The sequence below is a fragment of the Parendozoicomonas sp. 209JJ7-1 genome, assembly GCF_058147085.1.
The window spans coordinates 55,101-69,492 of the sequence record NZ_JBYVJU010000014.1; the positions used below are offsets into that span (position 1 = coordinate 55,101).

Annotated in this window: 13 protein-coding genes; 8 read left to right on the forward strand and 5 right to left on the reverse strand. The window is 51.9% G+C overall.

Going from position 1 to position 14,392, the window contains the following annotated elements:
• Positions 1 to 126: 126 nt before the first annotated feature.
• The 5 genes from rbfA to ACY2RQ_RS14465 all read left to right on the forward strand — a co-directional run bounded on the left by rbfA (position 127) and on the right by ACY2RQ_RS14465 (position 5,721).
• Positions 127 to 513: a 30S ribosome-binding factor RbfA gene (rbfA, locus tag ACY2RQ_RS14445; protein ID WP_490113688.1), complete on the forward strand. Its 387-nt coding sequence runs from the start codon at positions 127 to 129 to the stop codon at positions 511 to 513.
• On the forward strand, positions 513 to 1,451 hold the full coding sequence (gene truB, locus ACY2RQ_RS14450) for a tRNA pseudouridine(55) synthase TruB (protein WP_490113689.1): 939 nt from the start codon (positions 513 to 515) through the stop codon (positions 1,449 to 1,451). Before rbfA ends, truB begins: the two co-directional genes overlap by 1 nt.
• Before the next feature lie 205 nt (positions 1,452 to 1,656).
• On the forward strand, positions 1,657 to 1,926 hold the full coding sequence (gene rpsO, locus ACY2RQ_RS14455; RefSeq protein WP_490113690.1) for a 30S ribosomal protein S15: 270 nt from the start codon (positions 1,657 to 1,659) through the stop codon (positions 1,924 to 1,926).
• Positions 1,927 to 2,428: 502 nt separating this feature from the next.
• On the forward strand, positions 2,429 to 4,528 hold the full coding sequence (pnp, locus tag ACY2RQ_RS14460; RefSeq protein ID WP_490113691.1) for a polyribonucleotide nucleotidyltransferase: 2,100 nt from the start codon (positions 2,429 to 2,431) through the stop codon (positions 4,526 to 4,528).
• A 104-nt stretch (positions 4,529 to 4,632) separates the two neighbouring features.
• Positions 4,633 to 5,721 carry an SGNH/GDSL hydrolase family protein gene (locus tag ACY2RQ_RS14465; RefSeq protein WP_490113692.1) on the forward strand — a complete coding sequence of 363 codons (1,089 nt, stop codon included), beginning with the start codon at positions 4,633 to 4,635 and terminating at the stop codon, positions 5,719 to 5,721.
• Between the two features lie 51 nt (positions 5,722 to 5,772).
• Here the strand turns inward: ACY2RQ_RS14465 and rpoD are convergent, their stop codons facing one another.
• The 4 genes from rpoD to rpsU all read right to left on the reverse strand — a co-directional run bounded on the left by rpoD (position 5,773) and on the right by rpsU (position 10,735).
• Complete coding sequence (rpoD, locus tag ACY2RQ_RS14470; RefSeq protein ID WP_490113693.1) at positions 5,773 to 7,599, reverse strand: RNA polymerase sigma factor RpoD; 1,827 nt, start codon at positions 7,597 to 7,599, stop codon at positions 5,773 to 5,775.
• A gap of 258 nt (positions 7,600 to 7,857) precedes the next feature.
• Positions 7,858 to 9,783, reverse strand: coding sequence for a DNA primase (gene dnaG, locus ACY2RQ_RS14475; RefSeq protein WP_490113694.1), 1,926 nt, complete (start codon positions 9,781 to 9,783; stop codon positions 7,858 to 7,860).
• Positions 9,784 to 9,965: 182 nt separating this feature from the next.
• The gene (locus ACY2RQ_RS14480) at positions 9,966 to 10,418 is read right to left on the reverse strand and encodes a GatB/YqeY domain-containing protein (RefSeq protein ID WP_490113695.1); all 453 of its coding nucleotides are present in this window, start codon (positions 10,416 to 10,418) and stop codon (positions 9,966 to 9,968) included.
• Positions 10,419 to 10,519: 101 nt separating this feature from the next.
• Positions 10,520 to 10,735, reverse strand: a complete 216-nt coding sequence (rpsU, locus tag ACY2RQ_RS14485; protein WP_087105766.1) for a 30S ribosomal protein S21 — start codon at positions 10,733 to 10,735, stop codon at positions 10,520 to 10,522.
• Positions 10,736 to 11,228: 493 nt separating this feature from the next.
• On the opposite strand from rpsU, the gene tsaD reads away from it, so the two are divergent.
• Genes tsaD through ACY2RQ_RS14500 form a run of 3 tightly spaced genes read left to right on the forward strand, consistent with a single transcriptional unit; the run spans position 11,229 to position 13,157 of the window.
• Positions 11,229 to 12,251, forward strand: coding sequence for a tRNA (adenosine(37)-N6)-threonylcarbamoyltransferase complex transferase subunit TsaD (gene tsaD / locus ACY2RQ_RS14490; RefSeq protein WP_490113696.1), 1,023 nt, complete (start codon positions 11,229 to 11,231; stop codon positions 12,249 to 12,251).
• Positions 12,252 to 12,303: 52 nt separating this feature from the next.
• Positions 12,304 to 12,675 (forward strand): dihydroneopterin aldolase, encoded by a 372-nt coding sequence (folB, locus tag ACY2RQ_RS14495; RefSeq protein WP_490113697.1) that lies wholly within the window; start codon positions 12,304 to 12,306, stop codon positions 12,673 to 12,675.
• On the forward strand, positions 12,672 to 13,157 hold the full coding sequence (locus ACY2RQ_RS14500) for a 2-amino-4-hydroxy-6-hydroxymethyldihydropteridine diphosphokinase (protein ID WP_490113698.1): 486 nt from the start codon (positions 12,672 to 12,674) through the stop codon (positions 13,155 to 13,157). Before folB ends, ACY2RQ_RS14500 begins: the two co-directional genes overlap by 4 nt.
• 37 nt (positions 13,158 to 13,194) lie before the next feature.
• On the opposite strand, the gene ACY2RQ_RS14505 is transcribed toward ACY2RQ_RS14500, so the two are convergent.
• Entirely contained in the window at positions 13,195 to 14,310 is a 1,116-nt protein-coding gene (locus ACY2RQ_RS14505) for a tRNA nucleotidyltransferase/poly(A) polymerase-related protein (protein ID WP_490113699.1), read from the reverse strand.
• Positions 14,311 to 14,392 lie beyond the last annotated feature (82 nt).

Sequence of the window (14,392 nt, forward strand, 5' to 3'; positions counted from 1 at the left end):
GCATAAGGCTAAGTGGTTGTTAGCCTCCGCGCGCCTTTTTTATTGTGGCTGTGAGTCTTAGACTCCCGCGTGCGACCGGTACCCGAATGGGTCATTAAGTCGGACGCAGTATCCGAAGCATGTGTTATGCCAAAAGAATTCAGTAGAACCCGGCGGGTAGGAGATCAGATTCAGCGCGAACTGGCTCCCATCCTGCAGATGGAAATGAAAGATCCCCGTCTCGGCATGGTAACCGTGAGCGGCGTGGAAGTCAGTCGTGATATGGCCTTCGCCACTATTCATGTGACCTTCCTGGGTCTGGATGAACAGAAAGATATAGACGAAGCAGTTGAAATTCTGACGGAGGCGTCTGGTTATCTGCGTACCGAGCTGTCCAGCAGAATGCGACTGAGGTTCATTCCTCAGCTCAGGTTTAAATACGACGCCAGCCTGGTGCGTGGCCGCCATATTTCGTCCCTGATTGATGAAGCTGTTGCCAGCGATTCCGGCGACAGTCAGGAGGATAAAGAGTAATGTCCCGGCGCAGACGTTTCCGTGGCCGTGCGGTCAACGGTATTGTTGTCATCGACAAACCTCTCGGCGCTTCGTCCAACGAAGTGCTGCAGCAGGTTAAGCGCCTGTACGGTGCTGCCAAGGCTGGTCATACCGGCAGCCTTGATCCCCTGGCGACCGGTGTGCTGCCTGTGTGCCTGGGTGAGGCCACCAAGCTGTCCCAGTATCTCCTGGACTCAGATAAAAGCTATCGCACTGTGGCCAGGCTGGGTGTGCGTACCAACACCGGTGACACGGAAGGTGAAATTGTTTCCGAGCGTCCGGTTGCTCTGACTGAGGCTGACCTTGAGCCGGTTCTGTCCCGCTTCCGGGGGCCGATCGAGCAGGTGCCTTCCATGTACTCTGCCATCAAGCATAACGGCAAGCCGCTGTACCAGTATGCCCGCGAAGGCATTGAGGTGGAGCGCAAATCCCGCAAGGTGAGCATCTACCGTTTGACTCTGCTGGAGTTTCGGGGTGATGAGATGGTGCTGGAAGTGGACTGCAGCAAGGGCACCTATATCCGCACACTGGTGGAAGATATCGGTGAAATGCTGGGTTGTGGAGCCCATGTTGGTGAGCTGCGCCGCCTGAAGGCCGGCCCCTATGAAGAGGCTCAGTCCTACACCATCGAAAAGCTGGAAGAAGTCCGTGAGGGTGGCGGCCATGCGGCTCTGGACTCTCTTCTGCTGGAACAGGACTCTGCTGTCAGTCACTGGCCGGCGGTTATGCTGGGTGAGGCAAGCAGCTTCTACCTGACCCAGGGACAACCGGTTCAGGTATCCCGTGCACCGACTTCGGGTTTTGTGCGGATTTACCGCCAGGTCGAAGGTGCTCCCAATATCTTTGTGGGTATTGGTGAAATTCAGGATGATGGCCTGGTGGCACCGCGGCGCCTGGTGGCGAATGCGGCCTCCTGAGGCTGGGATCTGGTTATATCCCGATACAATTCCCGGATGATTAATCGGGAATATGGGGTTAGAATACCTGGCTGCTGTGGAATAAGGGCTTTTGGGGTGTTTACCCTGTGGTACTCTGTTTCATGGCAGCAGGTGAAATCAGGGTGGCTGTTAATATGCGCGGCCATTCCAGAGAATCATGCATATTATTGACTGGAGTTGAGAAATGTCTCTGACTGCCGAGCGTAAAGCTGAGATCGTTGCCAAGTATGGTCGTGGTGAGAACGATACTGGTTCTCCCGAAGTTCAGGTTGCTCTGCTGACCGTTAACATTGAAGGCCTGCAGTCCCACTTCAAGGATCACATCCATGACCACCACTCCCGTCGTGGCCTGATCCGTATGGTAAACCAGCGTCGTAGCCTGCTGGACTACCTGAAGAAGAAGGACGTAGAGCGCTATCGTGTTTTGATTGCCAGCCTGGGCCTGCGTCGCTAATACACTGGTTTATAAGAGACTGGTTTGGTTTCATTTTGCCGTATATTGCGGCGAAGTGGGCACTGTCCGGGAGGGTAACTTCCCGGCCTGTCTGTACCTCTTGGATGTGTATCTTTTAGGTGTATACCCAGTGGCCGCAGATTAATAACACCGCTTCCGGAAACTCAGGGGGTTGTAGCTCCCGGGGTTAGAAGGTAGCGGTGTTTTATTATGAATATATTTTATAGAATGGTGTGTTTTACAGGCGAAGACCTATGTTTAAAGCCTGTTGTTTGAAAGGTAAAGTGTGAACGAAAAGACAAGTCATGGGGGCCTCGCCTTTCATGGATTGAGCTTTTCATGAACTGACTGATCACGGACTGATAAGCCCGGGTGCAATCCCGAGGATAGTAATTGCTTGTGTTATTAATGTTGGTAAGCAGGCTGTGTTCTGGATTGCATCCCTGTAAAAGACAGTTGCGTTCATCGGTCAGGTTCGATTGATTGTTGAAAGGAAATAATCGTGAATCCTGTAACCAAAACGTTTGAAATCGGTGGCCAGCAGGTCACCCTCGAAACTGGCCGTATGGCTCGTCAGGCTGATGGTGCCGTTCTGGCAACCATGGGTGACCTGGCTGTTCTCGCGACTGTTGTAGGCGCTCACTCTGCCCGTGAAGGTCAGGACTTCTTCCCCTTGTCTGTGCACTATCAGGAAAAAACTTACGCGGCCGGTAAAATCCCCGGCGGTTTCCTGAAGCGTGAAGGTCGCCCGAGCGAGAAAGAAACCCTGACTTCCCGTCTGATTGACCGCCCTATTCGTCCCCTGTTCCCGAAAGGTTACATGAACGAAGTTCAGGTTATCATCACTGTTCTCTCTACCGATAAAAAGCATGACCCGGATATGCTGGGCATGCTGGCGACTTCTGCGGCGCTGGCTATCTCTGGTATTCCCTTTGCCGGTCCTATCGGTGCTGCCCGTGTAGGCTTCAACGAAGAGAAAGGCGGTTACCTGCTGAACCCCAGCTATGAAGAGCTGAAAGAATCTGAGCTGGACATGGTTGTTGCCGGTACTGACAGCGCTGTTCTGATGGTTGAGTCTGAAGCTAAAGAGCTGACTGAAGACGAAATGCTGGGCGCTGTTCTTTTTGCACATGATGGCTATCAGGCTGCCATTGCTGCGATCAAGGAATTTGCTGCTGAAACTGGCAAGCCTGTTCGTGAGTGGGCTGCTGAAGAAGTGAATGCTGAGCTGTTGGGTAATCTGCAGATGTCCTTCGGTGGCAAGATTGCAGATGCTTACAAGGCGCATGACAAAATTGCCCGTAACAATGCTCTGGCTGAGCTGCGTAACGAAGCTGTTGAGTTGATGGCCAAAGAAGATGGCCCTTCAGCAAAAGAAATCTCCAGCCTGTTTGGTAAGCTGGAAAAATCCCACGTGCGTGAATCCATTATCAATGGCAACCCGCGTATTGATGGACGTGACACCAAGACTGTTCGTCCTCTTCATATTGAAGTTGGCGTGCTGCCCAAGACCCACGGTTCCGCCCTGTTTACCCGTGGCGAAACCCAGGCGCTGGTGACCACGACTCTGGGTACTGCCCGTGACGCGCAGCTGATTGACAGCCTGGAAGGCGAAAGCCGTGATGCCTTTATGCTGCATTATAACTTCCCTCCCTTCTCTGTAGGTGAGTGTGGTCGTATGGGTGGTGTTGGCCGTCGTGAAATCGGTCATGGTCGTCTGGCTCGCCGCAGTGTGTCTGCCCTGCTTCCGAATGATGAAGAATTCCCGTACACGCTGCGTGTTGTTTCCGAGATTACAGAATCCAATGGTTCCAGCTCCATGGCTTCCGTATGCGGTACCTCCCTGGCACTGATGGATGCCGGTGTGCCCATTAAGGCGCCTGTTGCTGGTATCGCCATGGGTCTGATCAAGGAGGGCGATCGCTTTGCTGTTCTGACTGATATTCTGGGTGATGAAGATCACCTGGGTGATATGGACTTTAAAGTAGCCGGTACTTCCGAGGGTGTAACCGCCCTGCAGATGGATATCAAGATTCAGGGTATCACCGAAGAGATCATGGAAATTGCCCTGGGGCAGGCCATGAACGCACGGATGACCATCCTGGAACAGATGAACCAGGTTATTGCGATGCCTCGTACTGAGCTGAATGAAAACGCTCCGATGACCATGTCCCTGAAGATTCACACGGACAAGATCCGCGATGTTATCGGTAAGGGGGGGGCGACTATTCGATCCCTGTGTGAAGAGACTGGCTGTTCTATTGATATCAGCGACGATGGCGTTGTTAAAATTTACGGTGAGAACAAAGACGTCTGCCAGAATGCTTATGACAAGGTTTACGGCATCACTGCCGAAGCTGAGGTGGGCAAGATCTATGAGGGTACAGTTGCCCGTATTGTTGAGTTTGGTGCGTTCGTTAGCATTCTGCCCGGTCGTGATGGCCTGGTTCATATCTCCCAGATCGCTGAAGAGCGTGTAAGTGATGTGAATGACTATCTGAAGGAAGGTCAGAAGGTTAAGGTTGTTGTAATGGACGTAGATAATCGTGGTCGTATAAAGCTCAGTATTAAAGAGCTGGCGAATATGCAGGATCAAGCCTGATTCTGGTTAGAATAAAGGCGGCGCAAGCCGCCTTTCTTTTTCTCTGTTGCACTTTCTTTGACTCCTTCTAATTTTAGTTCTCCTCTCGTGTGAGTGGTGAACCTATGCGTTGTGTCTGCTTCCTTTGTGTTCTTTGTATATGGTCTTTGGGGGCTCTGGCACTGCCCTCCGGCATTGTTATATTTGGGGACAGTCTGACCGATCAGGGGAATAATTACTGGATTGCTGGCGATGGGCGCACTGGTGCAGGAAAGGGAGCTCCAATCACTAATCGACCGGCGGGTCCGACGGTTAAATCGAGTGGCAAGGTCTGGTTTGAATACCTGTCGGAAGGTTTGTTTGAGGAGTCCTCCGTACCGTCGAGTTCAGACTATGGACAGAGTGCCTGTATAAATGGTGCCTGGGCCAGTGCTGAAACCGGCTCAGATTATCTGGATGATCTTGCAGGTGTACCGTTTCCTGTGGCTGATGCCTGCAGTGCTCCAGGCGTTAATGGTGGATTCTCCTGTGTTCCCGGTGTGATAAAGCAGATTGAACTGTTTCTGGAAAGTCATAAGGAGCCGTTGGATCAAACACTCTTTATCCTGTTCGGAGGTGGTAATGATGTGATTGATAATATACGTCGGTTGCTGCAGTGGCCGGAGGAGGAACTTGATAAGCTTTATCAATGGATAAAGCAGGATAAACTGAGGGCGGGTTCTGTTCAGGCTGAACATGGAAAGGGGTTTCATCAGAAATTCTCAAAGCCTGTGAGCAATACGGTAAAAGCGGCTGAGTTATTGTTGGGGCGAGGGGTTTCGGGGGATAAAATTATTATCATAAACCTTCCTGATATTTCCTCGACGCCAATAGGGCATAAGATTACCGGTGGGCATGTCATGCTGATAAAGCTGCTTAAGTGGTTTTGTGCAGGGTATAACTATTACCTGAACTTGCGCTTGAAACTTGCGGGAATGTCGGAGGTGCGTATTCTGGATGCTGCTGCCTGGCAGGATGATGTGCTGGCCCATAAAGAGATAAATGGTATTCGCTATGGTGCAGAGCGGGACTGTGTCACTGATGGGGCGCAGGAAGCTTGTGAAGGGTATTTCTTCTTTAATAGTAAGCATATGACGACCGGGTTGGGTCATAAGCTTCTCGGGGAGTGGATGATAAAAGAAATAAAAGGGATGTCGTATTCTGAGGGACGGTAAGCAGACACAGGAAAGACGCCCAGAGGCGTCTTTCTATGCTGAAAAAGAGGCTTACTGCTCGTCCAGGAAGCTTCTCAGGTGATCGGAACGGGTCGGATGACGCAGCTTGCGCAGTGCCTTGGCTTCGATTTGACGAATACGTTCCCGGGTTACATCGAACTGCTTGCCGACTTCTTCCAGGGTGTGGTCGGTATTCATGTCGATACCGAAACGCATACGCAGAACCTTGGCTTCCCGTGCGGTCAGGCCGCCCAGTACGCTGCGGGTTGCTTCACGCAGGCCTTCCGAGGTCGCGGAATCCACTGGTGAGTGAATAGCGGTATCCTCGATAAAATCGCCCAGATGGGAATCTTCATCATCACCAATGGGGGTTTCCATGGAGATGGGTTCTTTGGCGATTTTCAGTACCTTGCGAATTTTGTCTTCCGGCATTTCCATCCGTTCTGCAAGTTCTTCCGGAGTAGGCTCACGGCCCATTTCCTGAAGCATCTGGCGGGAAATCCGGTTCAGTTTGTTGATCGTTTCGATCATATGTACCGGAATACGGATGGTGCGTGCCTGGTCAGCGATGGAGCGGGTGATCGCCTGACGAATCCACCAGGTGGCGTAGGTGGAGAACTTGTAGCCACGACGGTACTCAAACTTGTCCACAGCCTTCATCAAACCGATGTTGCCTTCCTGAATCAGATCCAGGAACTGCAGGCCGCGGTTGGTGTATTTTTTGGCAATGGAGATAACCAGACGCAGGTTGGCCTCAACCATTTCTTTCTTGGCGCGGCGGGCTCTGGCTTCACCAATGGACATCTGCCGGTTGATGTCCTTGATATCGGACAGTGGCAGGCCAATATCGGTCTCAACAGCTTTGAGCTTACGCTGGGCACGGAGAATCTCAATGCGCTGGGCTTCGAGTCCTGGTGCGTGGTTTGGGTTGCTGGCGCAGAGCTTGTTCAGCCATTCCAGATCGGTTTCACATCCGGGGAAGTTGGCAAGGAAAGTTTTGCGGGGCAGCTTGGCACCACGTACGCAGAGGTGCATAACTGCACGCTCGTTGGAGCGAATTTGATCCAGAGAGTTGCGCACCCGGAAGATCATCAGGTCGGTGATCCGGGGAATCAACTTTATAGCAACAAACAGCTCTGCGGAAGCTGCCAGGGCAGCTTTGGCTTCAGGGCTCTTGCGACCATATTCTTTAATGGCTTTCAGGGCAGCTTCGTGGGCTTCAAAGAGTTCGCCGAAACGAATGCGGGCTTCTTCTGGATCGGGGCCGGTGTTCTCTTCTTCTTCGTCATCGTCATCGTCGTCTTCCTCTACCTCTTCGGAGATATTGCCTTCGGCGGCAGGAGGAGCAACTTCGGGCTCTGGGTCAATGTAACCGCTGAACAGGTCGCTCAGGCGGCCTTCTTCTTCAACGATGCGGTAGTAGTCGCTCAGAACCAGTTCAAGGGTGCCCGGAAAGTGTGCCAGGGCGGTAAGAACTTCACGCTGGCCTTCTTCTATGCGCTTGGCGATCTGAATTTCGCCTTCACGGGTCAGCAATTCAACGGTACCCATTTCGCGCATGTACATGCGCACCGGATCGGTTGTACGTCCGGCTTCCTGCTCTACAGCAGCCAGTGCGGCAGCCGCTTCTTCCGCTGCGTCCTCGTCGGCGCTTTGGCTTTCTTCGTCACCCAGAAGAAGTGCGTCGCTGTCGGGAGCAGATTCAAAAACCTGGATACCCATATCGTTGATCATGCGAATAATGTCTTCGACCTGCTCCGGATCGGATATATCGTCCGGCAGGTGGTCGTTGACCTCCGCATAGGTCAGGTAGCCCTGTTCCTTACCTCGGCTGATGAGTTCTTTCAGTCGGGATTGTTGTTGAGAATTTGCGGACATATCAACCCTTTAACAGCGAGACCCTTTCACCACTTTCACAACGAAATGGAAATGTTCCCGACGCTTTTGACAGTAAGCAGACAATTATAGCGTACTGGCCTTGTCAGATGCTATATGCCGAGTAAGGCTGCGTGCCGATTTTTTAGCGGGCAGGCAACCTGTAGTGAGATTTTCTTGATTTCCTGTGTCCTTGCTTCAGACACTTATTGCCGAACGAGGCGTAGGAGAACTGTTTTTTTTGAGCGGTCTTCCTGAATTTCAAGGAAGTGTATCAGTTTTTGTATCACTTTCCTGTTCCCTTGTCTGTTGTTTTTGTTTTCTGGCCAGCCAGCCCTGACTGCCACGGGATGTGGCCTGTTGTAAACGATCTCGGTCGTTTAACTTGTCGGGTTTATCTGTTGTGTTGTCTCCCAAGTGCTTAAGACATTGTTCCAGAACATGCTCGGCATTGGCAACGGGCATATCGGTTTTTATCAGCTCTTTCAGGCGTTCCCCCAGTCGTGTGCCATACCAGCTGCCAAGAATGCCATAGGAGCTTTTGGTCGGGTTACGGTGCAGAGATTCCGCCAGATCCGCAAGAAAGCGGGCGTCCTGGTCTGCATCCTTGATATTCAGCTCGGATGGTTTGATCAGTCGGGCCAGTTCTGGCTGGGCCAGCAGCAGACGCAGAGCACGCTGAGCCGGGCGCAGTTTTACCTGGGGGACGGCGATAGGTAGCTGTTTTTTCTGGTTGCTGTATCTGTTCTTTTGAAAGCCACCCTGGAAATTGTCCTGCCATTGAGAGGGCGACTGACCCTGTCGCTGATATTGCTGTTGATGTTGATAAGTGTTGTACGTCTGATAGGCGACGGGCTGCTCCTGGGGTTGAGCGGGTGCTGAGCTGGACTCGATAATGGAAGACACTTCATCGGTATTCAGGTCGCTGAGGTCGCCAAGCTTTTTCAGCATTAGCCGTTTGAAGGAGGATTCGGCCAGTCTGTTGATATAAGGCGTGACTTTATGCACCAGCCGGGCTTTGCCATCCAGGGTGCTGGTGTCTATTTCCTGCTCAAAATGTTTGAAGAAATAGTCGGCAAAGGGCAGCGTCTGTTGTTTGTCTTTTAACCGGTTGCGAAAGGCTTCTGCCCCTTCTGTGCGAACAAGGGAATCCGGGTCTTCGCCCTGAGGTAGAAAAAGAAAGCGCATCTGTCGACCGTCGTCCATTACTGTCAGGGCATTTTCGAGGGCTCGCCAGGCGGCCTGACGACCTGCGTTGTCTCCGTCAAAGCAGAAGGTAACCTGGCTGGTGTGGCGAAACAGCTGATTCAGATGTTCAGGTGTGGTTGCCGTACCCAGGGTGGCGACAGCATTGGTTATTCCCTGTTGGGCAAGGGCAATAACGTCCATATAGCCTTCAACAACCAGAACCTGCTCAAGACTGCGGTTGGCCTGGCGGGCTTCGTAAAGGCCGTAAAGCTCCCGGCTTTTATGGAAAATCGGGGTTTCCGGGGAGTTGAGATATTTGGGTTTGTCATCCCCCAGTACTCTGCCGCCAAATGCGATAACCCGACCCCGCTGATCCCGGATGGGGAAAATAATTCGGTTGCGGAAGCGGTCGTAGGTGGATTTACGTTCTTCGTTTTCTACAACAAGGCCTGCATCCTGAAGCAGTCTCTGGCGTTCGGGGGTGCTGCCCAGAGCCTCAATCAGATTATCCCAGCCGGGAGGCGCATAACCCAGTTTGAAGCTGGTGATGGTGCTTTCGTTAAGGCCCCGCCGGTGGAGGTAGTCAGCTGCGTCGGGAGCGTTCGGGTGATTCTTAAGTTGTTCTGTGTACCAGTCAGTGGCTTTGGTCAGCAGTTTGTAGAGCGTATCGTAACGCTCCCTTTTCTGCATGGTGCCTTTTTCCCGGGGGACTTCCATGCCTGCCCGCCGGGCCAGCATTTCCACGGCTTCGGGAAAGTCGACATGGTCGTGGTCCATGACAAAGCCAACGGCATTGCCGCTGGCTCCGCAGCCAAAGCAGTAATAGAACTGTTTATCCTGGTTGGCAGTGAAAGAGGGAGACTTTTCCTTATGGAATGGACATAGGGCCTGGTGGTTACGGCCGGCTTTTTTCAGGGTGATACGTTCTCCGACCACATCGATAATATCGGTGCGTGCCAGCAGGTCATCAATAAAACTCTGGGGAATCAGTCCGGCCATCTTTTATGGGTGCTGTAATAACTTGCTGTAATAACCTGCTGTAATAACAACGGTGCGACAGGCTGTCGGAGTGCTGGAGCTGTATTTTCCAGGGGCGCAGCGCATTTCTTTGTGAAGGTATCACAGAAGAAAGGGAAGTGTCTTTGTTTTTGAGGATTGGGCTGTTGGGGTAGTGTCGGGAATCAGCTCAGGCGTGATTTTAGCAATTTGCTGACAGCACCCATATCAGCGCGACCCTGAACCTGGGGCTTAACCAAAGCCATAACCTTGCCCATATCTTTCATGGAGCTGGCACCGGATTCGCTCACCGCTGAGTCAATCAGTTGGGTGATTTCGTCTTCGGTCAGGGGTTGGGGGAGAAACCCTTGCAGAACGCTGATCTCGAATTCTTCCTTTGCAGCAAGTTCAGGACGTTCTGCCTGGGTATATTGGGATGCAGATTCTCTGCGCTGCTTGATCATCCTGTCAAACAGTGCCAAACCCCTTGCATCATCTACCTCTGTGCGCTCATCCACCTCGACCCGCTTGAATTCGGCCATAGCCATACGAATAACAGACAAGCGTTCCTTGTCCTTTTTGCGCATGGCCTCTTTCATGGCCTCTTTGAGGCTGGTCTTCAGGCTGTCGGCTGGCATGGCCATCCCTGATGTTTGCTGAGGTTTTCAATGGGGTCACCAGCTAGACTGGTGACCCGGGTTATAGGCAGTGAGAGAATGTTATGTTCCCGGGCGCTGAATTAATACAGACGCTCGCGACGACGCTGCTCGCGCTGTAATTTCTTCAGGTGGCGCTTGACTGCTGCTGCTGCCTGACGCTTGCGAACTGTAGTCGGCTTCTCATAGTGTTCACGACGGCGAACTTCAGAGAGAATACCGGCTTTTTCACAGCTGCGCTTAAAGCGACGCAGGGCAATATCAAAGGGTTCGTTTTCTTTAACTTTGACAGCAGGCATGCGGGCCTCACCTTCCTTATATATCAGTAGTTTAAAAGTAGTCGAAGATCGACTCGCAAAGTACCCGACAGGATAGAAGGGTATCCGCAAAGGCGCGAATTTTAGAGGTCTGGGGCGGGTGGGTCAATAGCCTGCTGTCAAGCCAGGTTGCCAATTCCCCTTAAAGGGTTTCCCCCATTGGTAATATTACGCTCGAAAAATAAGTCCTTTGGCCTGTTTATATCGCTGCTGCGAGTTGTTTTGCCATATTGGTGAAAAATCCCCCGACACTTTGGCAGAAACCCGTGGGCCGAGGTAACCCGTCGGTTATATTTTCTTCTGGTGTATTTGTTTCCTTTGGCTGTCGCCTCGGGGGGAGGACTGTGTGTTGCTGCTTTTTTGAGGTCTGGCCCTGTTACCATGGGCTGACAATAAATCCCTCGGTATACACCGACCCTGCGGCGCTATATTATTTCTGCCCGAGATTTTCGTCTATTGAACAGAGATCCAGACCATGAAGGTTCTTGGCATAGAAACCTCCTGTGATGAAACCGGTATTGCCTTATATGACAGCGAAGAGGGCCTTCTGGCAGACGCGCTCTACAGCCAGATAGATATGCACAATGATTATGGTGGCGTGGTGCCGGAGCTGGCGTCCCGCGATCATGTTCGCCGGGTTCTGCCACTGGTTAATGAGGTAATGGACCGCGCCGGTTGCACCAGAGAGGATGTTGATGCTATCGCCTACACCCGTGGGCCTGGTCTTATTGGTGCCTTGATGGTTGGTTCGGCCATTGCCAAATCCATCGCCTGGGCCTGGAATATTCCGGTTATGGGGGTTCACCATATGGAAGGTCACCTTCTGGCTCCCATGCTGGAAGATAATCCTCCCTCTTTTCCCTTTGTGGCTCTGCTGGTGTCTGGTGGCCATACTCAGCTGGTGGCAGTTGACGGGCTTGGGAAATACACATTACTGGGTGAATCCTTGGATGATGCTGCAGGGGAAGCTTTTGACAAGGCGGCCATGATGCTGGGTATGGATTATCCCGGTGGCCCACGTATTGCTGCTCTGGCGGAACAAGGGGAAAGCGGGCGCTTTAAATTCCCCCGGCCCATGACTGATCGACCGGGTCTTGATTTCAGCTTCAGTGGCCTGAAAACCTATACCCTGAACACTGTTGCTGCCCACGGTGGCAAAGAGTGTGATGACCAGACCCGGGCGGATATTGCCCTGGCCTTTGAAACGGCAGTGGTGGAAACCCTGTCTATTAAATGCCGAAGAGCCCTGCAGCAGACAGGTATGAAACAGTTAGTTATTGCCGGCGGGGTAAGCGCCAATCGTCGTTTACGGGAAAGGCTGGATGTCATGGTCAGTAAAGAGGGTGCTTCGTTATACTATGCCCGTCCTGCATTCTGTACAGATAATGGGGCCATGATTGCGTATGCTGGCTGCCAGCGTCTGCTGGCCGGGCAGACGGATATGCCGGGCATTCGTCCTTTGCCCCGGTGGCCATTGTCTGAATTGCAGGCTGTCTGAGCCTCGGTGAAAGCTGCGGGCTGACTGGAAGTTGCTCTTTGAGAGGTTAGAAATGGATAAGGTTCTGATTAAAGATCTGTACGTGGAAACAGTGATAGGTTTTTACCACTGGGAACATGAAGAACCGCAGCCTCTGGTGATTGACCTGGAGCTTGGAACAGATTTCACCGATGCGTTCAGCAGTGATGATCTGAAAGATGCACTGGACTACGCCTCAATCAGCAAGCGGGTAAAAAGCTTCTGCCAGCAGAGCCGCGTCCATTTGCTGGAGCGACTGGCAGGAGCGGTGATTACGGTTGTTCTTTCCGAGTTTCCGGTCACAGATGTGAAGCTGAGAATACGTAAGCCCCATGCTCTGCGTGATGGGGTTGCAGGAGTAGAGAGTTATCGCACCCGTGAGCAGATGGGGATTCCCCGTCCATGACCTATCGATATTTTTTGGGCCTGGGCAGTAACGATAAGGCTGAACAACGCTTTCCTGTCATGATTGAGGCATTGCTCCAGCATTTTGGGGATATCTGTCTGAGTCCGGTATGTCGTACAGAAGCTGTGGGCGTAGACAGTTCTGATTATTTGAATGCAGTTGCCAGTGTCGAGAGTGAACTGGCCCCCCCGGTTTTTCGCCAGCAATGCAAAGCTATTGAGATCAGCCTGGGGAGGGTACGACCTTCCAGTAATTGCGCGGCTGATATAGATATTCTGGCCAGTTGGGAGCAGCCAGAACCCACCAGGGCAAAGGATTTTATTCAGGAACCCTATTTTCAGTCCCAGGCTGATCAGGTGCTGGAATCCCTTGGGTTGCAAAGGGACAGTGGCCCGTTTAGAACTGAAGATATTCTGGTTCCGATTCGCCTTGAGGATGGCCGTGAGGTTGGAGAAAGCACCATTGTGTTAAAATCGGCCTGATGCTCGGCTACGTGGGTATTTGTTTTCACTGTTTGTCTCAGTTCTTCTGCAAAGCGTTCAACCGGGCGCTTTGAATGGCTTCTGCCAGCTCTTTTCCTTTTAATTCCTGATTCACAATATCCCGAATATTAATTTTGTTGCACTGTCCCAGATCGGATGTTAACTGACTGGAAAGTTGCGATGCATATCCCGATGCCTGGCTGATAATATCGCAGGCAGTGATAATGCTGTGGAACCGTTCAGGGCGACGGAATCCATCAGCTTGCTGAAGAATTTTTAAGCGAGTCTGCGGCAAAACGGGTTGTTGTTCCAGCCATGTGGGTAGAAGCTTGCTGCTAAGTTCTGCAATATCCCGGAACTGAACCGGTGCCTTCATACGTTTGCACAGTTTTTTGACCTGCTCATGATTGCCAGGAGATAAACTGCATACAGCGCTGGCAAAGCGCACGGTTAAATCGGTTTGTTGACTGGCGAGAGTCAGGGCTTTTGCGGAAATGATATTTTCAGAGGAGAAGTGTTCAGCAATTTCGGGCATGATGACATCCAGTGCCCCGGCTATGGACAGTTCCCGAAAATAAGTTACCGGAGACGTGCTTTCCAGAGCCCGAACAGTTTCCTGCCAGACCCTTTCCGCAATCAGCCATGCGGCTTCTCCTTCCTGAACCATGTCAGCCATTAACTTTTGGGTTGACTCTGCAACAGTAAAACCCTGTTCAGAAAAGCGAGCGGCGAAGCGGGCGACTCTTAATATGCGTAAAGGGTCTTCCCGGAAAGCAGGGGAAACATGGCGTAGAAGGCGCTTTTCTATATCCTGCTGGCCATGAAACGGATCTATCAGTTGTCCCCGCTCATCCTTGGCAATGGCATTAATGGTGAGGTCACGGCGCAGAAGATCATCTTCAACGGTTATATCTGGGGAGGTATGAAAGGTAAAGCCAGCATAGCCATGACCGGATTTTCTTTCGGTACGGGCCAGGGCGTACTCTTCCCGGGTTTTGGGGTGCAGAAATACCGGAAAGTCCTGACCGACAGGGCGATAGCCTTTTTTGAGCATATCTTCAGGGGTGGCACCGGTGACAACCCAGTCCCGGTCTTTCACCGGTAAATTCAGCAGTTCATCCCGTACGGCACCACCAACAAGGTAGACTTTCATAAACAGGCTCAAAGGTATTAAAGACAGATAGGGTTAAGTCTATCAGGAGAGAAAATATCTTAGGAAATGGTAATGGAGTGCA

What these genes read in the sequence shown, in the direction of transcription:
- rbfA (WP_490113688.1), top strand. Translation starts at nt 127, where the DNA reads ATGCCAAAAGAATTCAGTAGAACCCGGCGGGTAGGAGATCAGATTCAG.
- truB (WP_490113689.1), top strand. Translation starts at nt 513, where the DNA reads ATGTCCCGGCGCAGACGTTTCCGTGGCCGTGCGGTCAACGGTATTGTT.
- rpsO (WP_490113690.1), top strand. Translation starts at nt 1,657, where the DNA reads ATGTCTCTGACTGCCGAGCGTAAAGCTGAGATCGTTGCCAAGTATGGT.
- ACY2RQ_RS14465 (WP_490113692.1), top strand. Translation starts at nt 4,633, where the DNA reads ATGCGTTGTGTCTGCTTCCTTTGTGTTCTTTGTATATGGTCTTTGGGG.
- rpoD (WP_490113693.1), bottom strand. Translation starts at nt 7,599, where the DNA reads ATGTCCGCAAATTCTCAACAACAATCCCGACTGAAAGAACTCATCAGC.
- dnaG (WP_490113694.1), bottom strand. Translation starts at nt 9,783, where the DNA reads ATGGCCGGACTGATTCCCCAGAGTTTTATTGATGACCTGCTGGCACGC.
- ACY2RQ_RS14480 (WP_490113695.1), bottom strand. Translation starts at nt 10,418, where the DNA reads ATGCCAGCCGACAGCCTGAAGACCAGCCTCAAAGAGGCCATGAAAGAG.
- rpsU (WP_087105766.1), bottom strand. Translation starts at nt 10,735, where the DNA reads ATGCCTGCTGTCAAAGTTAAAGAAAACGAACCCTTTGATATTGCCCTG.
- tsaD (WP_490113696.1), top strand. Translation starts at nt 11,229, where the DNA reads ATGAAGGTTCTTGGCATAGAAACCTCCTGTGATGAAACCGGTATTGCC.
- folB (WP_490113697.1), top strand. Translation starts at nt 12,304, where the DNA reads ATGGATAAGGTTCTGATTAAAGATCTGTACGTGGAAACAGTGATAGGT.
- ACY2RQ_RS14500 (WP_490113698.1), top strand. Translation starts at nt 12,672, where the DNA reads ATGACCTATCGATATTTTTTGGGCCTGGGCAGTAACGATAAGGCTGAA.
- ACY2RQ_RS14505 (WP_490113699.1), bottom strand. Translation starts at nt 14,310, where the DNA reads ATGAAAGTCTACCTTGTTGGTGGTGCCGTACGGGATGAACTGCTGAAT.